The organism is Nostoc sp. (genome assembly GCF_036917815.1).
In the GTDB taxonomy this organism is placed as follows: Bacteria; Cyanobacteriota; Cyanobacteriia; order Cyanobacteriales; family Nostocaceae; genus Nostoc.
The window spans coordinates 1-23,638 of sequence record NZ_JBALEK010000071.1 but is presented as its reverse complement, the minus strand read 5'-3'; the positions used below and the strand labels follow the sequence as shown (position 1 = coordinate 23,638).

Genomic DNA, 23,638 nt, shown 5'->3' with positions numbered 1-23,638 from the left:
GGCAGCATCTTTCACAGGTAAAGCTGCATTTCTAGTTATTTATCAATATTGATTGTTGCCCACTTTCCTAGAATATAACTGTAGCTGAAAACACGATTGGTTTAATTGGTCAAGGCAAGAGACGCAATGAATTACCGTCTCTACAAAAAAAAGACTGATTATTGTAGAGACGGCGATTTATCGCGTCTTTGTGATGATTTATCGCGTCTTTGTGATGATTTATCGCATTTTTGTAATTAATTTTGAATTTTGAATTGTTAACACTCTAGCCTTTTAAAAAATGAGGTCAGAATGTATTGGATACAAACGAGCGTAGACGCATTTGCAGAGCGTCTCCAAGAGTTGCGGCTTGTCGTCAGACATCGCTATAATTTGACACCTCAAATAGTAGAGTTTTTGTAGCCAGGGTTTAAACAGACAAAAAATAATATAGAAAAAGATGGCAACTTTTGTAGGTTATGATACGCTATCTCCTTGAGAAGTGTCGAGGAACCGAAAATGACTAAGCTACGCGTGGGGTTACTGTTTGGCGGTCGTTCGGGAGAACATGAAGTTTCAATCAAATCAGCAGGGGCGATCGCTAAAGCCTTGAGTGCAGAGCAAAATGCTAATAAGTACGAAATATTGCCTTTTTACATCCAAAAAGATGGCCGCTGGCTTGCAGGAGAAGTACCCGAAAAGGTTTTAGCAACCGGCACTCCGCTTCTGGAATCGGAACAATCAACATCTGTTGGAAATCTGACATCCAACCCTCAAGCCCAAACCTTCAGCAAGTGGCAATCTCCCTCTCAAGTTGCCCAAGTGGATGTTTGGTTTCCCGTTCTCCACGGCCCCAACGGTGAAGATGGGACAATTCAAGGGTTACTCACCTTGATGCAAGTCCCCTTTGTGGGTTCTGGAGTTTTAGGTTCGGCAATGGGGATGGATAAAATCGCCATGAAAATGGCCTTTGAGCAAGCCGGACTACCACAGGTAAAATATCAGGCGATCACTAGGGCGCAGGTTTGGTCTAATCCTTGCGTATTTCCGAAATTGTGTGATGAGATTGAGGCAGCATTAGGTTATCCGGCTTTTGTCAAACCTGCTAATTTGGGTTCATCGGTGGGTATTGCCAAAGTGCGATCGCGCCCAGAATTAGAAGCCGCTTTAGATAATGCTGCCAGTTATGACCGCCGATTAGTTGTAGAAGCTGGTGTCGTCGCCAGGGAAGTTGAGTGTGCCGTTTTGGGTAACGATCAACCCCAAGCCTCTATCATTGGAGAGATTAGTTATGATAGCGATTTTTATGATTATGAAACTAAATATACTGAGTGTCGGGCAGATTTACTGATACCTGCACCAATTCCAGATGCGATCGCCCGTCAAATTCAGGACATGGCTTTGCAAGCTTTTGCAGCTGTTGACGCTGCGGGTTTGGCAAGGGTAGATTTTTTCTATGTGGAAGCGACACAAGAAGTCTTGATTAACGAAATCAATACCTTACCAGGCTTTACTGCCACGAGTATGTATCCTCAACTCTGGTCCCATAGTGGAGTTTCCTTTCCCGAATTAGTTGATCGATTAATTCAACTTGCTCTTGAAAGGCATTCTCCTAGCTGACGGAGAAAATAAGCGAACTGATTTTAGATCATTACAGCGAAAAATCACAATAAATAAGACCTCTTGCAAAAGTCCCCTAACACCCCACCCCCAACCCCTAAGAGCTTGCGGGGAGGGGAGATTTTGACGTAAGTTAAAAGCGGGGTGGGGTTCTTTTTTTGATTTATGCAAGAAGTCTATAGATAATTCTGGCAAAAGTTAGCCAGATTTGATAGCTTATGTTTTACAAAAAAGCTACTTGAATCGGAAATTTTGTTACGGATACCTGATGCTTGACTCCTCCAGTACAATTTATTGACTAGAGGGGTACAAATCTGAAAGTAATCATGGAAAAAAGTCAGAGTGTACAGCGTGAGCGAACCCAATTAAAAAGGGCTACTCCAGAGCTGACAAACAGGAAATCGAGACTAAGAAAAAGCTCGAATGTTCTGATATATCTGGTTGCACATCATCCTTGGCTATTGTTAACTGGGTTTTTAGCCATGTTTATGGCAGGTGGTGCCTTTGCCCTGTATAGCTTAGGTAATGCCGGTCCGGTAACACAAGAAGAACCAGAAAAAATCCCAGTTATAGTTGAAGAACCAATCAATGCGCCCTCTAAGAGTAGTAATCCTACACCTTTATGGATGGTAGCTGCGATCGTCCTGAGCTGTGGTGGCGGTTCCTTGCTCATTTTCCGAATGCTGAACCGGACAAAGCAACCGCAAAAAGTCCAAAAACAGGTTAAACGCCATCAGGCACGCTTGGCACAGAGCCATTACCAAAAATTGGAACCACGCCTTCCTAAGAACGAGCCAATTTTTGTGCCACAGCCACAACTGATGACAGTTATGCAGATGCAGCCTAAAGCAAAACATCTGGTGACGGTTCTACCAGCAGAACATAAGCACCACCTGGATACGCGCCCAGAACCTTTAGCAGACTTAATGGATCTTCGTAAAAATAGTTCATTGTCTGCCATTTTACGCCAGTATTAAATTAAGACTTTTTGCCAATTAGCTTGGCTTAGATTCCCGACTTCTTTAAGAAGTCGGGAATCTTGTTATGTACCTGACTTTTCACGGTATCTGGAAAATCTCTCTTCTATTTCTCTCTCCTTTTAGGAGAGAGACTTTAAATTTTCCCCCTTTCCGCACTTCGTGCCGCTACGCGAACGTAGGGAAGGGGGTTAGGTGGGAATGGCACTAAGTTAGGGATTTCCAAGAAATAAATTATTCAATTTTGTAGGGTGGGCGTCTCGCCCGCCCATGATTAGGGGCGGGCAAGATGCCCACCCCACAAGAAATAGTTGGATATTTTTTTATTTGGAAGTCCCTTAAGATACAGCCCTTACCCTGACTGGTTCCCAGCCTGGAGGCTACACAAGCCTTTAGGCTTTTCTTAGTGCCATTCGGGTTAGGGGATTAGGTCAATCGTTAGCTTTTCTACATAACGTGAAAATTCAGTGTTATGTACGAATGATTTATTGCTACATAGCCGATTAACTGCTTTTAAAAAGTTATATATGAACAATTGGGAAATTTAAAAACCTGCCAAAATGGCAACCAGTCTTTGATTAACCAAGTTAAATTATATGAAGATAAACGACTTCAAGGATTTTGTTATCAAGGGCTACCACCTAAGCAAATTCCTTTTGTAAAACACTATTTACTAAGTGATTTGTAAAAAGAAAAAACTATCTATACTAATTATTTGCAGAGTATTTTTCTCAGCAAATAAATACCAATAATTAAGTTTGGCATTTGCTGCAACAGGAATATTAAATGCGTATGGGCGTTGTTGTTGAAGTACGCATTAGCCCCCAAATAACGGGCAACGTCTGTATACATTCCTGTTCACTTCAGCAGCAAATGGCAGAGTGGGAGTTTGAAAGCTGACGGATATGCTTCCTCCCACTCTCTTTTTATCGAAAATTTGGGTTTAAAATCCCGCCGTTCACGGTCAGTGCTTTATATTTCTTTTCTACTATAGCGGTTCCCACTCAGATTGCGGTACAAAATTAGATCGCAAGGTGTAGGGGCAATTCATGAATTGCCCCTACGGGTGTACCTCACGTGAACGAGAACCGCTAACAATAATTGTCTTTAAAAGTTAGTATCTTGTAAAAACTTAAGAATCGCTGTATTTAGCGCCTGAGAAGCACCAGTTGAAGCATCATGGCAGCAGTTAGGCAAAATCTGTAATTTGGAATTGGGGATATGCTGATGCAACTTTTCACCATGACTAGCAGGAAACCAACTATCTTGCTCACCCCACAAAACTAGTGTAGGACACTCAATTGCACTCAGGCTATTTTGAATTTTGGTGAGCATATTTGGCTTTTTCGCTTGCCAATTATCAATTTCTCGCGCTGCTATTTGTAACTCTTCGGCGACTTTGGCGATCGTACCAGGTAATTCAATAAACGGGTAAGTTATCCAATAGATATCTTCCTGTGTCAGGATTGACGGATCAAATAATACCCGACGTCTTTCTATTGCCATAATTTCTCTAAATAGAGGTGCAAACAAATATGCCAGACGTAAAGAGTCAATTGTTTGCATTACTTCTAGGGGCGTTTGGGCAAGTAACCACATAGCCCAATGGGGTAGATATTCGGCAAAAACAGGTACGTTTACTACTACCAGCCGCCCCACTAACTGCGGATTTTCTTGAGCAATGGCTAGGGCAACTAATCCCCCCAGAGATTCAGCCACAATCACTGCGGGTTCATCACATAATCCCTGAATAACTCTTTGAAACTCAATAACTTGATGGCCATTTTCTTCTCTACGAGACAATGGTTTTTCGGAAAAACCAAAACCTTTGGCATCAAAACAAATTACCCGAAAATATTTAGATAATGGTGCTATGCTATGATGCCAATTGTAGCTCCAACTACCCATACCATGTAATAAAATTAGCGGCTTACCTCTACCTTTTTCGCCATAAGAAATTTGTACAGGATACCCTTTAGCATCAGTAATAATTAGACTTTGCCGCCCTTTGGGAAAATTAGCTTGCCACCAATCTTTCATTCCGTTATCAATAAATAATTTAACTAATTCTGGGCGTTGAAGTTTCATAGCAACTAGCAAAACCTTCGGCTAGCGCTCAGTCAAGTCGCGGCATCTAAATCCCCGTTACAAAACTTAATTAGGTTAGCGTCACGCAAAGCGAATCTGTGTACTCCTGGGGAGAAGCTACGCCAAGCGTCTCATCGAGAGGGTGATTACGAATTATTTTAACCGCCTGTTAAGACGTTCCACAGCACTCTAATTAGTATCACGGGCAATGCTATTAAGACAATGGCAATCAGCAACAATCCAGCCAAAACCGCCAAGATAAACCACCTGTCTGCACTCTTTTGCTGACTGGGAAACTTTAAGTAATCCTCCAAGAGCTTAATATTATAAGTGTTAGCTGTCCAGGCAAAATCAAAAAGGTCTCCCAAAATTGGGACAGAGCCTACCAAACCATCAATGATTACATTCAAAACCATTTTGCCTAAAGTGGCTCTAGATACACCCAGCCGCGCCGCTTCTAGGATGATGTAGCTAGAAAACATCACTCCCAAAAAATCACCACCAATAGGTATGAGTCCGATAATTGGATCTAGACCAAAACCAATTTTTGTGCCAGGAATGGTAATAACATTATCCAGCAGGCGACTTAACTGACGCAGGCGCTTCAAGGTGGGTGCTTTAGCATCAGGTTCAATCATCGAAAATCGAGGAGGAGAATCAGACATGAAGGCGATCGCTAACTTTGTATTGAATCGTTAGATATTTTACTCCCCTACAAGGCTTTTGCCAAAACTTTCTTAGGGATTTACTAATTAATATTTTTCTTGAGATTGCGACTGTGCTTTTAAGCGCATATCTTCGCCGACAGTCACGTTTAACTGATCGCCGATTAACAGAACAGCAGCGCTCATCGACAGCCAGAGCATTAAAACTATCACAGCCCCTACAGCACCATATACTTTATTATAATTCCCAAAATTCGCCACATAAAGCCGAAATAGGCCAGACAATATTGCCCAAAAAACAGCTGCTAAAATGGCTCCAGGCATCATTGGTGTACCTGAGTTCCACTGGCTTGGCCCGTAGCGATAGACAAAGCCAAAGGCCACAGCAACAATACTTAAAGCTAAAGGCCAGCGTAGCAGTTTCCAAATATCTAATAAAAAGGTCAAAGAAGCATTTTCGCGCACTACTATTGCCAACAGCCAATCGCTGGTAAACACTAAGAAAGAAGCCAACACTAAAAGCAACATACTACCAACTGTTAATCCTAGAGAGACGAGCTTGGCTTTCCAAAAAGGGCGCATCTTTTCTGAAGGAATTTGATGGATTTGATCGAGGGCTGTCATCGCGGTACTCACCGCACCAGAAGCAGTCCAAATTGCTAAGACAAAGCTCAGAGAAAACAAACCGCTATTTTTGGAGTTGGTAATTTCTGTGGTGGCAAAATCACGAATCAGATCCAGGGCTTCTTCAGGTAGGATTTGACTTAGTTGAACTGCTAGTTGTCTAAAGGTAGCTTGCAAAGATTCTGCCAATAAACCAATCGCTGTGATCAGAGCCAGAATTGCTGGAAACAGCGATAGCATGGCATTGAAAGCGATTTCCGAGGCGAGTCCCAAAAGTCGCCTTTCAATTGTCCTCGTAGAAGTTTTTTTGAGCGTGCGCCAATTGAGGTGGCGAAAGAAGCGGAAAAAACGAGGCTTTGGCATGATTTAGAGTTAAAAGTCGTTAGCTTTCTTAACTACTGTGCCAAATTTTGTGTAGCGATCGCATCATATATAGTATAGGACTACTATTTAATTTTCAAAAAGATACGTAGGGTCTGTTAGCGACAGCGTAACGCACTAAATCCTTACGAATGGTGCGTTACGGATTTCATCCTAACGCACCCTACAGTACCTCAGTACAGGTTTATCGTAAATTCAAGGGTTTAAGACCCCAACCATTACACGTAGTATCAGTTGAGTTGGGGTTTAAATCCCCGACTCCAACTGTCTTTAATTTTGAAGTAATAAGTAATGAGTAATGAGTAATGGGTATTACTCATTACTCATTTATTTAACGAGGAAGGCAGGAGGCTCCAGCGCTGTTCTTGCTGGAGGAAAACTGCCCTCTGTAACAGCCCGCGACCAGAGGGTCTTGGGTTTAAGACAAGAACTCCAAATTTTCAATTTGGGGCTGCTTTTTCAGGAGGGGTTTGAATCCCCAACTGAGGTAAAACCTCCTGCCTCCTGCCTCCTTCATTCCTTCTTCCCTGTTGCCTGTTACCGAGCAAGAACCAGTGTTACAGGAAGAAGGCAAGTCCAGATCATATTCCTCGTTAGCAATCTCTAAAGCTCTTCTTCTTGATGGGTTAAGATTGTACAGTCAGAAGTGGGATAGGCAACGCAGGTGAGGACAAATCCTTGCTTAATTTGGTCGTCGTCTAAGAAGTTCTGATCGTCTTGGTTAACTGTACCTGAAATTAACTTGCCGGTGCAGCTAGAGCAAGAACCAGCCCTACAGGAGTAGGGCAAGTCTATATGTTCGTCATCGACAGCAGCATCTAAGATGTACACATCATCATCAACTTCAATTGTTTTGTCGCCTTCTGGGGTCTTTAATGTGACTTTATAAGTTGCCATGTAACAATCCTTAGTTCAAATAAACTCCATATTCGATACTACGAGTTTATGTGCTGCTAGTCTAGAGTTGATTGTAGTTGACTGTTATAGGCGGTTAGCGGGGCTACTTTACATATACCAGAAAACGAATCAGAAAATCACAGAAGGAAAAATGTGGCGATCGCTTCAGCTTATGCCTCAAATGAACTATAATCCCTAGACAATAATTTCTCGCTGCTGTGATAATGCCTTGCATGGAAATGGCTAATTAGAGACTTTGCCTCCAGTGATACATTGAGTCGGAGCCAATTCATCTGCCCAGACATCACCCTTTACTCTGACTTTGCAGGCAGGCGGCTTGTAGATGGTGCTAGTTTCGATGGCAAAAGTGTGGGTGATACAGCTGATGTGTTGGGGCTGCTCAATAGTAGCGATCGCAGTTGGCAAACGAGCTTTATAATTGGTAATTCGGAATATTGCCAGATATTTAACCCAGTTTAATTTTTGTCTCAAGTCGGTTAGTTTAAGACTGAATATTTTATAGTAAATAATGAAGAATTACCTGCGAATTAAGAATTTTTTATTATGAAAAACTTGCTGGTTTTCATTATGGCTACATTGGTATACTTCTCTTCAATTTATGTTGTTTATGCATCTCATCCCACCTTAAAGCATTCAGATAATAGTTGTAATTCTAGAGTGATAGAAAAGGGAGAAGGATGTTTTCTTTACCAAGCTAAATCTGGTAATTTTTCTATTCCTATTTACTACTATTTACCTAATAAGTTACAGAAAAATACTCAAGTTTTATTTACCATGCATGGTGAAAAACGTAATGCTCAAGATTATCGAAATGATTGGATGAATATTTATAAATCCCACAGCGATCAGCATACAAGTTTTATTTTACTTGCTCCCCAGTTTGAACAAAAGTGGTTTCCAAAAGCTGTGGGGTATAATCTTGGCAATATGTTTACAGAAGATTTAAAGATATTAAATCCTCGAAATAAATGGGCATTTACTGAAGTTGAAAATATCTTTAATTTCGTCAAAAGAACCACAAAAGTCAAGGCTGATAATTACTATATCTATGGCCACTCTGCGGGCGCACAATTCGTACATCGAATGGTCATTTTTATGCCCAATGCACATATCCAAAAGGCTGTGGCTGCTGAGGCTGGTTCGTATACAATACCTGATGAGAATAGGGAATATCCCTGCGGTCTGAAGAAACTAACTGGAGAGCCACTATCATCTGTGGATTTGAAAAAAACATTTATTATACCAATGACAATAATTTTAGGTACAAAAGATAACAAACTCCTACCTTCTGAACATGATTCTTATGCTTGTGATACACAGCAAGGTTCTAATCGTTTAGCTCGTGGAGAATATTTCTACACTCAAATTAAAAGCATTGTTCATAATAAAAAAGAAGATTTTAATTGGACGCTCAAAAAAGTTACTGCTACTCACATTATTGCAAATACAAATCCCCCGATTGAAGATCCGATGTTAGTGTCTTGTGCCGCCTTGGAATTTTTTCCTAAATTGACCTCCGTTAATTGCAAGTAGTTAGGGACTGACAAGAAATAAATTATCCAAATAAACGTAGACGCTGCATCGGCTTGCCGCAGGCTACCACAGAGGCACAGAGAACACAGAGGAATTTTTACCTACCAGGGATTTCGAGCAAGCCCTAATTAAATTCGGTCAATGTCTAATCAAATGATGACATACAGCCTCCAATGAGGTCATTGTGTATATATCACATTTGATTTATCACTTATATGAACATTTTAATGCTATCTTCCACCTTTCCCTACCCACCAACGCGCGGGGGAACCCAAGTCAGGACATTTAATTTACTTAAATATCTGAGTCAACGCCATACTGTTACCCTCGTGACTCAACGCGAGGGCGATGTTACAGACGCAGAAGTAGCAGGATTACGGGATTGTGTGGATCATCTAGCCATTTTTGAACGCCCGCCAGATTCTCAAACCACCGGAATATTCCAGAAAATACAGCGATTTGGTAGATTTCTGCAACAGGGGACACCGCCAAGCGTACTCAACCGCTACTCAGTTGAGATGCAAACATGGGTTGATAATTGGGTGGAAGCGGGAAAATGTGATGTGATTACCTGCGAACATAGTGTCAATGAAATTTATGTCCAATCGCATTTTCAGAAACAGCTAAAAACTATAGTTAATGTTCATAGTTCTGTTTATGCTACCTGTCGTAACCAACTAGCAACGGGCATTTCCGAAAATTCCCTCAGAGACAAAATTAATCTGCCACTTTTGCGTCGTTATGAGCAAAGCTACTGTGCTAAATTTTCGGCAATTGTTGCGACAACAGAAGAAGATAAAATTCAACTACAAGAATTTAACCCTAATGGTGAAATTACAGTTATTCCCAATGGCGTAGATTTAGTTTCTTTCCCCAAGCGCACCACCGATCCTGGAGGACATCGCCTAATTTTTATCGGTGCGATGGATAACTTAGCAAATATCGATGCTGTCTGCTTTTTCAGCAACGAAGTTTTGCCAGAAATCCAAAAGTTGTATCCTGATACTACTTTCGATATTGTCGGTTCTCATCCGGTATCAGAAGTTTTAGCACTTGATCAAAAACCAGGAATTAATGTGATTGGGCGTGTGCCTTCGATGGTAAAATATTTACATCAAGCCACCATCTGCGTTGTACCCATGCGAACTGGGTTTGGCATTAAAAATAAAACTTTAGAGGCAATGGCAGCTGGTATACCGATAGTAGCTAGCGATCGCGGCTTAGAAGGATTAGCCATAGATACTGCTAATCATACATTACGGGCATTACGAGCGAATAAACCTACAGAGTACGTCACTGCTATTAGTCAACTATTTGATCATCCACATCTGCGTTCAGAATTGTCTCACAACGCCAGACAACTGGTAGAAACAGAATTCACTTGGGATATTGCTGGTAAAAGCTATGAACAAGTTTGTCTTGGAAGGAGTAATACCAATTCTGTATGAAGATGCGCCAAACTACATGAGGAACGAACCGCATTCGCGCAGCGTCTCGTCAGAGTTGGACACAAAGAGAGAAAATTTGGCGCAGCCTCACAAAGAAATGGTATAAGAATTTGTAATTCGTAAATTGCAAGCCCTAGATCCGCGACTTCTCAAAGAAGTCGCGGATCTAGGGCTTGCGCGTTTGATTCAGAATTACCATAGATAAATTCTAATTGTTCTTTATTGTCGGTGTGGGACAAATATGTGTAGAGACGTTGCAATGTAACGTCTCTATATCGGTCATGCAAATTATCTTATCTAAATCGTATTGGTTTTTAGTTAGCTTGTGAAGAAACACATTAATTATTGTCAAACTTAGTGGAAGACCCTAACACAAGTAATTTCTTATGCTTACGCTTCTTCTTATTCTTAAGGGTAGTCAAATAATTATCAACGTAGCGAAAAGCAGCCGCAGAGTCATAATCAGCAATGGCTATAGCTTGCAAAAAAACCTTTGAGGGAATCTCAAACCCTAAAAACTTCTCTGTTAAGATTAACAAATCTTCATCTGTAGCCGGAAAAGTAGTTTCTTCTGCCCCTTCTGAATCAGAAAATATATCTTCAATTAATGCTTTATACACTTTGTACCTCCCCAAAAGCATAAGATGCAAAGCCTGTGATAAAATTTAGCTGCTGATCGCGAGTCTGTAAGTTAAGCGGGAGTTCAGTACCAGGACATCCGATCTCCCGTAAAATCTCCAAACAATAACTACCGAGTTGAGTGTATGGAGCTTGCTCCAATTCTTGAGCGACTTCTAGAGCCATCTCCAGATTGACTTGGATAATCGTCTTTACAGGGTTGGTCATAAACACGCCCTCATAAACTGGATGCTCTAAGTTTTGATCACAAGTAGAAATAGCGTAACGGTGTTTTTGCGGAATTTATGAAGAAGGGAAATTAAAATATCAGCGCATTTGCGGTAATGCATCAGAAATTATGCAAACTCGGCTGAAAATTCGGCAATTTTGATTTAGGTGCGTAGGCGTAGCCCGCACTTCGGCAAGCTCAGTGACCATCGGAGACATCGCCGTTCGCGTATTTTCTGACACAAGAAGGCATTTTTGAGAAACCTGAATCCTGACGTATTTTTCTTTCACGAGATATATAAAAGTGCTAGGACTTATATCATGTCCGTATAAATATAGGACTCATATCTGATTTTTGAACAAGATTTCAGATGAAACCCTTATAAAACAGGCTTTTCAGTCTCAGTACGTTTTCAGAAATCAAATCGGAGTCCTATATAACGCCGTGTGCGACTTTCTCTCAGACCTAACCCCCAACCCCTTCCCTACTAGCGTTGGGGAGCAAGAATCAAAGCCTCTCGACCTTTCGGGGAGAGGAATGGAAGTGGGGTTTCAAGAATAAGTCGCACATCGCGTTATATATCATATATATAAACCCTAAACAACTATTCAAAAACTCACAATTTTACTCACCATTACTAAGAGCTTTTTGTTGTTGATAACGCTGTTTAAACTGCTGTTGTTGTATTTTATGATCCACAATTGGGTCAGGATAGCCAACAGCATGACGTTCTAAAGGTGGAATTTTACCAGTAACTAAATATTCTGTATCTACAGACCGCAATTCTGATACCCATTGCCGAATATATTCCCCCTCTGGATCAAATTTTTGTGTTTGACTGGCTGGGTTGAAAATCCGCACAGGTTTGGGGTCCATGCCACTAGAAGCACTCCATTGCCAACCGCCATTATTAGCAGATAAATCCCCGTCAATCAACTTCTGCATAAAGTATTTTTCTCCCAATTGGGGATTAATTAGCAAGTCTTTAGTGAGGAAACTGGCGACAATCATCCGACAACGGTTATGCATCCAACCGCTTTCGTTTAACTGGCGCATTGCTGCATCCACGATGGGATAGCCTGTTCTCCCCTCACACCAAGCTTGGAAGTGTTCTTCGTTAGTTTCCCAGGGAAAGTTTTTGAAGGTGTCGCGGAAAGCACCATCAGCTAATTCGGGGAAGTTATACATTGCATGTTGATAAAATTCCCGCCAAGCTAATTCTTGTTGCCATGTGCGAATATTAACTGCTGTTTCCTCACTACGGCTATTTTCTAATGCTTCTATGGTGCTTTGCCAAACGGTACGAATGCCAATTACGCCAAATTTTAAAGCTGCACTCAGTTGTGATGTTCCATCAACTGCGGGGAAATTGCGCTGTTCTTGGTATTCAGTAATAGCTTTATTAGTAAATTCTTCTAAGCGTTCTTGCGCTGCCGCCTCTCCTGGTGAAATAATTAATTCTTCATCCCAGATAAATCCTAAATCTTTCGCTGAAGGTAGTGTCAAGGCTCCTGCAAGTTTTGCAATTTCCTGTTCAGCTTCGGTTAAGCCCTCAACATTTTCTAGTGTTTCTACTGGTTGACTCTTTGGTTTAGTAATCCAATTTTTCCAGAAGGGGGTGTAAACGGTGTAAGGACTGTTACCACCCGTGCGGATCTCATCTGGGGAGTTGAGGATTTGATCCCAGTTTTGGTTAAGAAACTCAATACCTTTTTCTTTGAGGGCATTTATAATGGTGCGATCGCGTTCTTGAGAATAAGGTTCTACATCCCAATTCCAAAAAACAGCTTTGGCATTTATTGCCTCTGCTAAAGCTGGTATCGCTTGTACAGGATCACTGTGGAGTATTAATAACTGGCTACCAACTTGAGCATATCGCTGTTGGAGTTTCTGCAAACATCCAATCATATAAGTTACTCTGGCAGGAGCAACATCATCCCGTTCCAGAATATGCGGATCAAGGCAAAACACGCCCACTACCTTCGGACTCTGCCGTTTTGCCGCAGCTAGTCCGGTATTGTCAGAAATGCGTAAATCGCGCCGATGCCAAAACAAAATTAAGTCAGACATTCTATGCTGTATATAGTTCACCCGTACTAGCTTAGATGCTAGTGGCATCAATGAGCATGATTCTGGCGATAAATTTTTTCTATTTAATCCGCATCTGATTGTCAGAGGAGATTATGCAGTAATCTGTTATCATACCATCTGAGTTGATAATATTTTTGTGATAATTTAGACAATTTCAAGTCACAAAATATTTCCCATCTAGGAAAAAATAAATATATATATGTAGTTGACTATATAAGATTACTTGATTAATTTGCGATAAAAATGCCAAAAATCATGACAAAAAAATGTTATTACTAAAACGACATATAGAGATTGATAGTTGGTAGAATTTTACCAAGATAACCAAAATTGATAATAATATTATTATGCCAAGAAAAGAACAAGGATGGGTAACATTTCAAACTTCAGAGGACGAGCGGAAGATTCTGGAGGAGTTCTGCGAACAGTCTCAACGCACCAAGACTGAGATTCTGCGGGAACTCGTGCGTAGTCTCAATCAGCACTCATCAGCCCCAATACCACCACCAACTCAACAGCAAAAACAGGAAGATACCTACACTCAAAAGCCTGAGATAGAAAGTAGTATTCAAAAGAAATCATTAAAAGTTAGCTCTCGGAATATTCTTAAAGGTGTTGTTAAAAGAGTTGTTTATGGAGCAGTTAATAGTGAGGTAACTCTAGAGATTATTCACAGAGTAGAATTAACCTCAATTATCACCAGAGCTTCCGCAGAAGAGTTGGAACTCTCTGAGGGAAAAGAAGCTTATGCAGTGATTAAATCAAATGATATTGTCATTGCTAGAGAATAGAAATACTTGAACCTATCCCACTAATAATATTTGTGCTATAAAGCTTAAGCTTATTGAGAACTGAAAACGAAAAATTAAGGTTTTTAAGCACATTTTATGAAAAGAAGTAGGGATTTTTAGAATAGTGGGATAGGTTCTTGATTCTGGGCGTTGGATATTCAAAGGATGAATTATCATTACTCACATTTTTGATTTTGGAGAACTGCAAGATAAATTGAGTATATATAGTTGATACGATGTCTTTGATGGGTTACGCCTACGCAGATCGAAAGTTAGTATCAACTGGCAATAAAAGTTACGTAGTGATTAACCTGGTATGATGTTTGTTTGGTATGCTGCTATACAAGACTTGACAATAAAGATTTGGGATTTTGCGTAGGCGTAGCCCGTCGTAGACATCACTTATGTAATAGCTGTTTTTGTATAAATGGAACACAGGCTAGGGTAGCACAGCTGTACTAGCCTGTTTTAATCTCAAGTTGACACAGATGTTATCTGTGTGCATCTACGCTTGCACTATAAAATCTGATGCACTGAGAGTTGGCGCACCAGTCAGAATTGCAAATAGACCGCTGCTGCCAAAACCAGCCGCACTGCCATTTTGGTTGTAGAATAACTGTCCACTCACAGCGTCGTAGATAATTTTCGCGGTGCTGGTTCTCCCTGTAGAAGTGATTTTCAAATCACTCGCATTACTAAAACCTGTTCCCGCAGATGAAGTAATAGCACTAAAAGTAGTTTTATCTAGGATAATCTTATCGCCTTGAGAATGTTGGAAGTCAGAGATGATATCTATACCAACAGTAGAACTGTCAAAGTCATCTGAGGTGTTATAAACGAAAGAGTCAGCACCCGCACTACCTATAAGAACATCATTGCCAGCACCACCGTCAAGGGTATCATTGCCAACACCACCAATGAGGATATCATTACCAGCGCCACCCCGCAGCAGGTCGTTGCCACCCTTACCGTCGATATTGTCATTGCCCCCCTGAGCGTTAATTACATCGTTGGAGTTGTCAAAACCAGTGATGTTATTAGAGAGGTCATTAAGGAATGTCACCCTATTCTTATTGAACAGATTACTTTGATTAGAGTTGGCATTGAAGACATCAAAACTGTCGGTGACACTAGTTTGCCCGTCAAACAGGATATTACCAATGGCAGGTTGTGAAGAAGTTGCTGGTAAGTTATCTAGATTTTCTAATTCAAAGTTTTGCAGAGTGACTTTAGTAGAAGCCACATTTTCAAAACTAACTTCTAAGTTGTTACCATTTTGAGTTAATTGCAGATTTTGGGGAGTTAAGCCACTACCTGTAAATTGCAGTGTATCAACATTGGCAATCACTGCTGCCGATGGGTTTGAGCCTTTACCAACGCCACCAAAATCGGTGATGGTGTCATTGCCATCACCAGAACGAATAATAAATTTATCTTGACCGCCGTTGCCTGTTAGGGTATCGTCACCAGTTAACCCATCGATGATGTTGTTGCTAGGTGTGCCAAATAAGGTATCTGCATTCGGAGTTCCAGTCAGGTTACGAGGGGTGCTACCACTCCCAATATTCGTCCCCCCAAACACCACATAGCTTTGCCCAGCATTAGGGATGCCGTTGGGGGAGGCATCAGCTGCCCCAATAATCAAGTCGTCAATGCCATCGTTGTTGATGTCTCCCGCATTGCTGACTGAGATGCCTAAGTAGTCACCTGCTGCGCCGTTGATAGCAAAGCCATTAGTGCCATTCAAAGAAGAGAGGTTGAGGGTGCCGCCACTGCCCAGATTCGTCCCCCCAAACACCACATAGCTTTGTCCAGCAACATATCCGCAGTTGATGTCGGCATCAGGTGCCCCAATAATCAAGTCGTCAACGCCATCATTGTTGATGTCCCCCGCATTGCTGACTGAGACGCCTAAGTAGTCACCTGCTGCAATGCCGTTGATAGCAAAGCCATTAGTGCCATTCAAAGAAGAGAGGTTGAGGGTGCCACCATTGCCCAGATTCGTCCCCCCAAACACCACATAGCTTTGCCCAGCATTAGGGATGCCGTTGGGGTCGGCACTATATGCCCCAATAATCAAGTCGTCAACGCCATCATTGTTGATGTCCCCCGCATTGCTGAGTGAGCTGGGTGAGTAGTCATCTGCTGCAATGCCGTTAATCAAAAAGCCATTAGTGCCATTCAAAGAAGAGAGGTTGAGGGTGCCACCACTGCCTAGATTCGTCCCCCCAAACACCACATAGCTTTGCCCAGCAGATCGGTTGCCGTTGGGGGATGCATATGATGCCCCAATAATCAAGTCGTCAACGCCATCGTTGTTGATGTCCCCCGCATTGCTGACTGAGATGCCTGAGGCGTCACCTGCTGCAATGCCGTTGATAGCAAAGCCATTAGTGCCATTCAAAGAAGAGAGGTTGAAGGTGCCGCCACTGCCCAGATTCGTCCCCCCAAACACCACATAGCTTTGCCCTGTATAAGATTTGCCGTTGGTGAATGCATATGATGCCCCAATAATCAAGTCGTCAACGCCATCTTTGTTTATATCCCCCGCATTGCTGACTGAGATGCCTAAGTAGTCACCTGCTGCAATGCCGTTGATAGCAAAGCCATTAGTGCCATTCAAAGAAGAGAGGTTGAGGGTGCCGCCACTGCCTACATTCGTCCCCCCAAATACCACATAGCTTTGCCCTGCATCATGTTTGCCGTTGGGGTCGGCATTAAATGCCCCAATAATCAAGTCGTCAACGCCATCGTTGTTGATGTCCCCCGCATTGCTGACTGAGATGCCTGAGTAGTCACCTGCTGCAATGCCGTTGATAGCAAAGCCATTAGTGCCATTCAAAGAAGAGAGGTTGAGGGTGCCACCACTGCCCAGATTCGTCCCCCCAAACACCACATAGCTTTGCCCTGCAGATTGGTTGCCGTTGGGGTCGGCACTAGATGCCCCAATAATCAGGTCGTCAATGCCATCGTTGTTGATGTCACCCGCGTTGCTGACTGAGCCGCCTGAGAAGTCATATGCTGCAATGCCGTTGATAGCAAAGCCATTAGTGCCATTCAAAAAAGAGAGCTTAGGAAGATTGAATGATGAATTAGCCATGATTTTCTCAATTGTTTATTTATCGTTAGTCAGAGAGTCGGACTTAAGGTTCTAAGCTTAAAGTTCCGTGTTCCAAGTAGGGGCGTACATCTGTGTGCGCCTATGCTTGCACGACAAAATCTGATTCGGTGAGAGTTGGCGCACTATGTAAGAACTACCAATTGACCGCTACTTCCGCAACCAGGTTGGGTTTGGGTTTATAGAATAACCGCTTATTCACAGTGTCGTAGCTAATGCGATCGCTATTGCTAACCTCAAAAATTGGACTGCACATCATAATTCGTAATTTATAATTAAGAAATTCAATCACGAATTATGTTAATAACGGTTTTTGGGTATCTTGGTCAAAGGATTTGATTTTGAAATCTTTAAATTGTTTTGATATCTTTTAAAACACTTAGATACTCTTATGAATATGTAAGCAGTGTCAATAGGCTAAGTGTAATTTTGGTAAAGTTAGAGTTAACTTTGTGACGTGCAAAGTAAAGTTTTTGTGTAAGCGTAGCCTTTGTAATTAGGGCACTTTTAACATCGTGTGTATATCTATCTAAAGATATAAATTATTGGTGAAAAATGAACATAACACGGAGATATGGAAGAGAACACGGGGATTTCTCTTTGCGTCTCCCAATCTCTGCGTCTTCTTTGACGGCGTTCTCTTCACTAAAGTTTTCTGATTTCAAGTGGTGTTAATTCTTTGAGTACGGTAAACCGTATTTGCTCATTAGTTCCCAAAGATTAATTTAATTGTTAAGTTTAGTTACATAAATGAAAAAATGGTGCAAACATTGCTACAGGGGAGAAATTATGAGAAGCGGTAGTATCTTTGACAATCAAGACAAACTGAACAACTTTGCATAGGCATAGTCTGTCGGAGACATCGCTTAGATTGGGCAAGTATACCAGCATTTTTGACCAGTCTTTAATTAAGTTTCTCAAACCGTTAAGGGATGTGAGAAGCAGGGAAAATAACCAATGCTCAATTCTCCATTCCCCTATTTAGTTTTCATTCTAAGGATTGGTAACATTTATGGCAATTAAAGAACAACCTAAATCACCTCGCTTTCGGATCATTGCTAATATATTGCTGGCAGTATCAGGACTATTCCTGCTGTTAAATTTATTCTTGCCTGGTTTATTTGCTTCTGGCCCTGCTGGTGTTCCCTATAGCCTATTTATTCATCAAGTACAAGAAGGGGAAGTCAGCCGCGTTTCCGTTGGTCAAAACGAGATCCTCTACCAACTAAAAACAGAAAATACCGAGCCAGCCCAGGTGTTTGCAACAACACCAATCTTTGATTTAGAGTTACCCAAACTGCTAGAACAAAAAGGAGTTGAATTCGCTGCTACACCTCCACCCAAGAATACTTGGTTTACAACCCTCTTAAGTTGGGTGATTCCACCACTAATTTTTATTGGCATTTGGCAGTTCTTTCTCGCCCGTAGTGGTGGCGGTGGTCCTCAAGGCGCTCTCTCCATTGGTAAGAGTAAAGCTAAGGTTTACGTTGAAGGTGAATCAGCTAAAATCACCTTTGCAGATGTGGCTGGAGTAGAAGAAGCAAAAACTGAGTTAGTAGAAATTGTGGATTTCCTCAAGACTCCGGCACGGTTTACGCAAATTGGCGCTAGGATTCCCAAAGGTGTGTTGTTGGTTGGTCCTCCAGGTACTGGTAAGACACTTTTAGCAAAAGCCGTAGCCGGAGAAGCCGGAGTTCCATTCTTCAGTATCTCTGGTTCGGAGTTTGTGGAACTGTTTGTCGGTGTGGGTTCTTCCAGAGTGCGAGATTTGTTTGAGCAAGCTAAAAAACAGGCTCCCTGTATTATATTCATTGATGAATTGGATGCGATCGGTAAGTCTCGTAGCAGTAACGGTTTCTACGGTGGTAATGATGAGCGAGAACAAACCCTCAACCAATTACTAACAGAGATGGATGGGTTTGCAGCTGGCGATGCAACGGTGATTGTGTTAGCAGCTACCAACCGCCCCGAAGTACTAGACCCGGCATTGCTACGTCCAGGCCGCTTCGACCGCCAAGTGTTGGTAGACCGTCCCGATTTATCTGATCGTGAAGCAATTCTCAAGATTCACGCTCAAAAGGTAAAATTAGGAGATGATGTAAATTTAAAAGCGATCGCTACTCGTACCCCCGGTTTCGCTGGCGCAGATTTGGCAAACTTGGTAAACGAAGCCGCATTATTGGCAGCTCGCAATCTCCGTCAAAGTGTTGCTCAAGAAGACTTGGCCGAAGCGATTGAGCGCGTAGTTGCCGGTTTAGAGAAAAAGAGTCGGGTAATGAACGAGACAGAGAAAAAGATAGTTGCATACCATGAAGTTGGTCACGCAATGGTCGGGGCGCTCACAACCGGAAACGGTCGGGTAGAAAAGATTTCGATTATTCCCCGTGGGATGGCTGCTTTGGGCTACACTCTGCAATTACCAACTGAAGACCGCTTTTTGATGAATGAAGCAGAATTGCGGGGTCAGATTGCAACATTGTTAGGTGGACGTTCTGCTGAAGAGATTGTGTTTAACAGTATTACAACAGGTGCTTCCAACGATTTGCAACGAGCAACTGACTTAGCAGAACGGATGGTAACAGCTTATGGTATGAGTAAAGTCTTAGGGCCATTGGCTTATCAACAAGGACAACAAGCAGCATTCCTGGGCAATGGTGCTAGTAATCCCCGACGGGCGGTGAGTGAAGAAACGTCGAAAGCGATTGATAGCGAAGTTAAGGAAATCGTGGAAACAGCCCACGAGCAAGCCCTAGAGATTCTCAGACAGAATCGAGACTTGCTAGAAGCGATCGCTACTCAACTCTTAGAAACAGAAGTCATTGAAGGGGAAAAACTGCACAGTCTGCTCAGTCAGGTTAAACCTGTAGCTAATCCGTAATTCCTAATTAAGAAAGTCAGGTTTTATCCGCAGAGGGACGCAGAGAATAACTCTGTGTCCCTCTGCGTTTGAGAAAAGCCACTCATTTTAATGCCGCAATCAGCAACGCCAAGACAACATATACTCTTTGTTAATACTAATTGCATTGATCAATCGAATCCAAGGTGCTACTTTTAGTACCTCGCAAGCCGTACTTAGAATGATAGCAGAGCGCTAATCACAATTAAACAACCACAAAATTGTTTTCCGTTAGTGTCACACCGCCTAAAAGTTGTGCAAATTTTACCTGAGTAAACCCACTTGCACTGCCATCTTGGTCAAAGTACAGTCCACCTGTAGAATTATCATAGATGAATCGTTGATTGCTTGTCGTTGCAGATGTTCCAAGGGTAAACTGGCTTGTCTGAAGTGAACCAATTGATAACCCGCCACCAAAACCAGCGGCCGATACCTGAATCAATTCATTAGTGGCATTGAAGTCATAAATAGTATCAATGCCTTGACTATAACTATTGAAAGCAAAGGTATCAGTCCCATCCCCTCCATAGAGGGTATCATTCCCGTTGCCACCTGTGAGGATATCATTGCCACTACCACCTTGGAGGATGTTCTTACCGGAAGCGCCAGAGGCGGAGATATAATCATTGCCATCACCCCCAAAGAGTAGGTTATCGCCTGTTGAACCGCCAGCACTCAATGTATCGTTACCAGCGCCTCCGTTGAGGGTGTTATTGCCTCTTGAGCGGTAGTCGCGGTAGTCGTTGGGCTCGGAGAGGTAATAGCCAGAAAGATCAAGATAATCATTGCCATTACCCCCAAAGAGCAGGTTATTGCCTGTTGAACCGCTAGCACTCAATGTATCATCACCAGCACCTCCATTGAGGGTGTTATTGCCATTTGAGCGGTAGTCGCGGTATTCGCGGTCGTGGGAGTTCTGGGTGTTGAAGTAGTAATAGTAATAGCCAGAAAGGTCAAGATAATCATTGCCATCACCCCCAGAGAGCAGGTTATTCCCTTTTGAACCGCTAGCACTCAAGCTATCGTCACCAGCGCCTCCATTGAGGGTGTTATTGCCTAAAGAGCGAGAGTCGGTGGAGGTGCCGTAGCTGTAGCTGTAGTAGCCGCCAGAAAGGTCAAGTGAATCATTACCATCGCCCCCAGAGAGCAGGTTATCGCCTGTTGAACCGCTAGCACTTAAGCTATCGTTACCTGCACCTCCGTTAAGAGTGTTATTGCCTAAAGAGCGAGAGTCCTGGCGGGGAGAGTTGAAGAAGTTCTGAATGGAGCCAGAAAGGTCAAGAGAATCATTGCCATCGCCCCCAAACAGCAGGTTATCACCTGTTGAACCGCTAGCACTCAAACTATCGTTACCTACACTACCGTTGAGGGTGTTATTACCTGTTGAACCGCTAGCATTCAAGCTATCGTCACCAGCACCACCGTTGAGGGTATCATTGCCTGCACCGCTAATGAGAGTATCATTTCCCGCACCGCCAATGAGAGTATCATTTCCTGCACCACCTCTCAAAAGATCATTACCACTTAAGCCGTCGATGATATCGTCACCCCCCTGACCATTGATGACATCATTGGAGTTGTCAAAACCCTTAATGTTGTTATCGAGGTCATTGAGGAAGGTAACAGTGTTCCTGTTGAATAGGCTAGTTTGAGTAGAATTAGCATCAAACACATCAAAACTATCGGTGATGTTGGTTTGTCCATCAAACAGGATATTGCCAATAGCTGGTCGTGAGGAAGTTGCTGGCAGATTATCTAGGTTTTCTAATTTGAAGTTTTGGAGAATTACTTTGCTTTTATGGTCATCATCTTCAAAGGTGATTTCTAAGTTATTACCATTTTGAGTTAATTGTAGATTTTGAGCAGTGAAGTCACTACCTGTAAATTGCAAGGTATCTAAGGAGGCAATCACCGTTGCTGAGGGATTTGAGCCTTTACCCACGCCACTGAAATCGGTGATTATATCAGTGCCGTTGCCCAAGTTGCCGTCGCCCAAGTTGTAAACAAATTGATCATTGCCCGCGCCACCAGTTAGGGTGTCGTTATCATTCCCACCTGTCAGGATATCATTACCTGCACCGCCAATAATCGTATCATTTCCAGAACCCCCAGAGAGCGTATCGTTCCCACTGTTCCCCACAATATTGTCATTGCTGTCATTGCCGAATATACCTGAGATATTTAATCGTTCGATATTCTTGTAGCTAACCCGACTAGTGCCCGCCGTAATTAATCCAATGTTAGTAGTGGCATTGAAAGTCGTTGTGATTCCACCTCCACCACTATATACCAACAAATCGTCACCTTTACCCCCATCTAGGGTGTCATTGCCATCATAGCCCCCAGAGAGCGTATCGTTGCCATCATTTCCCACAATGTTGTCATCGTAAGCTGTACCTGAGATATTTAATCCTTCGATATTCTTGTAATTAACTCGATATGTGCCTGCCGTAATTGATCCGATGTTAGTAGTGGCATTGAATGTCGTTGTGATACCTCCTGTAGCATTGCTGTAACCGACGGACAACAAATCTTCACCCCTACCGCCATCTATGGTATCATTGCCACCAGATCCCGTGGAGAGAGTATCATTGCCATTGCTCCCCACAATATTGTCGTTGTTGGCTGTACCTGAGATATTTAATCCTTCGATATTCTTGTAATTAACCCGATATGTGCCTGCCGTAATTGATCCAGTGTTAGTAGTGGCATTGAATGTCGTTGTGATATCCACTGTAGGATCTGGGAAGGACAACACATCCTCACCCTTTATGTAATTGAAGGACAACAAATCGTCACCCTTACCCCCATCTACTGTTTGAGTAACTAAATCAGAGGGATCAGTACCTAGTGATGTGGTGGTTAAATAGAAGGAATCATTGCCATCACCACCAGACAGTAGGTTATTGCCCGTTGAAATGTAAGCATAGATTTTATCGTCACCAGCACCACCGTTGAGGGTGTTATTCCCTGAGGAGGTTAAATAAGAACCGTAGAGGCCGTCATAGCTAGAGGTGGAGAGAGTATCATTGCCATCACCACCAGAGAGTAGGTTATTGCCTGATGAAAAGTCAGCATAGATTTTATCGTCACCAGCGCCACCGTTGAGAGTGTTATTCCCTGAGGAGCTAAAACTATACAATCTATATTCATAAGAGCCAGAGGTGGTGAGAAAATCGTTGCCATCGCCCCCAGAGAGTAAGTTATTGCCTTCTGAACCCATAGCATTCAATGTATCGTCACCAGCACCACCGTTGAGGGTGTCATCGCCTGAAGAGTTAAAAAAGATGTACCCGTTATCAGTAATGTCTGAGGCGTAAAGAGAATCATTGCCATCGCCCCCAGAGAGTAAGTTATTGCCTTTTGAACTCCCAGCATTTAAGTAATCGTCACCAGCACCACCGTTGAGGGTGTTATTGCCTGTTGCCTTTTCAACAATATTCAAGTAATCGTTACCAGTGCCACCAACGAGGGAGTTATTGCCCGTATCATCGTTCAGGGTGTCATTCCCCGCACCACCAATGAGAGTATCATTGCCCGCACCACCCCGCAGTAGGTCGTTGCCACTTACAGCAATTTTCAGGTAATTGAACCACAAACTAAGTTAGAATGAAGAGATAATATTGTATGAATAAATGCCAGTATCTTACTCAAAGGATTTG

17 protein-coding genes are annotated in these 23,638 nt (G+C 42.5%); 7 read left to right on the top strand and 10 right to left on the bottom strand.

Annotated features, from left to right (window positions below):
* The first annotated feature begins 498 nt into the window (after positions 1–498).
* Together V7K97_RS22530 and V7K97_RS22525 are read left to right on the top strand one after the other, a co-directional pair.
* On the top strand, positions 499–1,599 hold the full coding sequence (locus V7K97_RS22530; RefSeq protein WP_334803213.1) for a D-alanine--D-alanine ligase family protein: 1,101 nt from the start codon (positions 499–501) through the stop codon (positions 1,597–1,599).
* A 326-nt stretch (positions 1,600–1,925) separates the two neighbouring features.
* Positions 1,926–2,576, top strand: a complete 651-nt coding sequence (locus tag V7K97_RS22525) for a hypothetical protein (RefSeq protein WP_334803212.1) — start codon at positions 1,926–1,928, stop codon at positions 2,574–2,576.
* 1,107 nt (positions 2,577–3,683) lie between these two features.
* Here the strand turns inward: V7K97_RS22525 and V7K97_RS22520 are convergent.
* The 4 genes from V7K97_RS22520 to V7K97_RS22505 all read right to left on the bottom strand — a co-directional run bounded on the left by V7K97_RS22520 (position 3,684) and on the right by V7K97_RS22505 (position 7,231).
* Positions 3,684–4,616, bottom strand: coding sequence for an alpha/beta fold hydrolase (locus V7K97_RS22520; RefSeq protein ID WP_334803223.1), 933 nt, complete (start codon positions 4,614–4,616; stop codon positions 3,684–3,686).
* Positions 4,617–4,822: 206 nt separating this feature from the next.
* The gene (locus V7K97_RS22515) at positions 4,823–5,329 is read right to left on the bottom strand and encodes a DUF4112 domain-containing protein (protein ID WP_334803211.1); all 507 of its coding nucleotides are present in this window, start codon (positions 5,327–5,329) and stop codon (positions 4,823–4,825) included.
* An 87-nt stretch (positions 5,330–5,416) separates the two neighbouring features.
* Complete coding sequence (locus V7K97_RS22510) at positions 5,417–6,316, bottom strand: YihY/virulence factor BrkB family protein (protein ID WP_334803210.1); 900 nt, start codon at positions 6,314–6,316, stop codon at positions 5,417–5,419.
* 621 nt (positions 6,317–6,937) lie between these two features.
* Entirely contained in the window at positions 6,938–7,231 is a 294-nt protein-coding gene (locus V7K97_RS22505; protein ID WP_334803209.1) for a 2Fe-2S iron-sulfur cluster-binding protein, read from the bottom strand.
* 273 nt (positions 7,232–7,504) lie between these two features.
* Between V7K97_RS22505 and V7K97_RS22500 the strand changes: the two genes are divergently transcribed.
* The 3 genes from V7K97_RS22500 (at position 7,505) to V7K97_RS22490 (ending at position 10,233) form a co-directional block, all read left to right on the top strand.
* Positions 7,505–7,711, top strand: coding sequence for a hypothetical protein (locus V7K97_RS22500; RefSeq protein WP_334803208.1), 207 nt, complete (start codon positions 7,505–7,507; stop codon positions 7,709–7,711).
* An 84-nt stretch (positions 7,712–7,795) separates the two neighbouring features.
* A complete protein-coding gene (locus tag V7K97_RS22495; RefSeq protein WP_334803207.1) occupies positions 7,796–8,785 on the top strand; it encodes a hypothetical protein in 990 nt (329 codons plus the stop codon).
* A 215-nt stretch (positions 8,786–9,000) separates the two neighbouring features.
* Positions 9,001–10,233 (top strand): glycosyltransferase family 4 protein, encoded by a 1,233-nt coding sequence (locus V7K97_RS22490; protein ID WP_334803206.1) that lies wholly within the window; start codon positions 9,001–9,003, stop codon positions 10,231–10,233.
* Positions 10,234–10,571: 338 nt separating this feature from the next.
* On the opposite strand, the gene V7K97_RS22485 is transcribed toward V7K97_RS22490, so the two are convergent.
* The 3 genes from V7K97_RS22485 to V7K97_RS22475 all read right to left on the bottom strand — a co-directional run bounded on the left by V7K97_RS22485 (position 10,572) and on the right by V7K97_RS22475 (position 13,150).
* Complete coding sequence (locus V7K97_RS22485; RefSeq protein WP_334803205.1) at positions 10,572–10,853, bottom strand: hypothetical protein; 282 nt, start codon at positions 10,851–10,853, stop codon at positions 10,572–10,574.
* A complete protein-coding gene (locus tag V7K97_RS22480; protein ID WP_334803204.1) occupies positions 10,846–11,079 on the bottom strand; it encodes a hypothetical protein in 234 nt (77 codons plus the stop codon). Before V7K97_RS22480 ends, V7K97_RS22485 begins: the two co-directional genes overlap by 8 nt.
* Before the next feature lie 625 nt (positions 11,080–11,704).
* Positions 11,705–13,150, bottom strand: coding sequence for a deoxyribodipyrimidine photo-lyase, 8-HDF type (locus tag V7K97_RS22475; protein ID WP_334803203.1), 1,446 nt, complete (start codon positions 13,148–13,150; stop codon positions 11,705–11,707).
* A 368-nt stretch (positions 13,151–13,518) separates the two neighbouring features.
* Between V7K97_RS22475 and V7K97_RS22470 the strand changes: the two genes are divergently transcribed.
* Positions 13,519–13,962, top strand: coding sequence for a TOBE domain-containing protein (locus V7K97_RS22470; protein ID WP_334803202.1), 444 nt, complete (start codon positions 13,519–13,521; stop codon positions 13,960–13,962).
* A gap of 505 nt (positions 13,963–14,467) precedes the next feature.
* Here V7K97_RS22470 and V7K97_RS22465 read toward each other — a convergent pair.
* Together V7K97_RS22465 and V7K97_RS22460 are read right to left on the bottom strand one after the other, a co-directional pair.
* Complete coding sequence (locus V7K97_RS22465; RefSeq protein WP_334803201.1) at positions 14,468–17,062, bottom strand: hypothetical protein; 2,595 nt, start codon at positions 17,060–17,062, stop codon at positions 14,468–14,470.
* 154 nt (positions 17,063–17,216) lie between these two features.
* A complete protein-coding gene (locus V7K97_RS22460) occupies positions 17,217–17,339 on the bottom strand; it encodes a hypothetical protein (RefSeq protein WP_334803200.1) in 123 nt (40 codons plus the stop codon).
* A gap of 753 nt (positions 17,340–18,092) precedes the next feature.
* Between V7K97_RS22460 and ftsH4 the strand changes: the two genes are divergently transcribed.
* Positions 18,093–19,958 (top strand): ATP-dependent zinc metalloprotease FtsH4, encoded by a 1,866-nt coding sequence (gene ftsH4 / locus V7K97_RS22455; RefSeq protein ID WP_334803199.1) that lies wholly within the window; start codon positions 18,093–18,095, stop codon positions 19,956–19,958.
* A gap of 223 nt (positions 19,959–20,181) precedes the next feature.
* Here ftsH4 and V7K97_RS22450 read toward each other — a convergent pair whose 3' ends face one another.
* The gene (locus V7K97_RS22450; protein ID WP_334803198.1) at positions 20,182–23,574 is read right to left on the bottom strand and encodes a beta strand repeat-containing protein; all 3,393 of its coding nucleotides are present in this window, start codon (positions 23,572–23,574) and stop codon (positions 20,182–20,184) included.
* Positions 23,575–23,638: the final 64 nt, after the last annotated feature.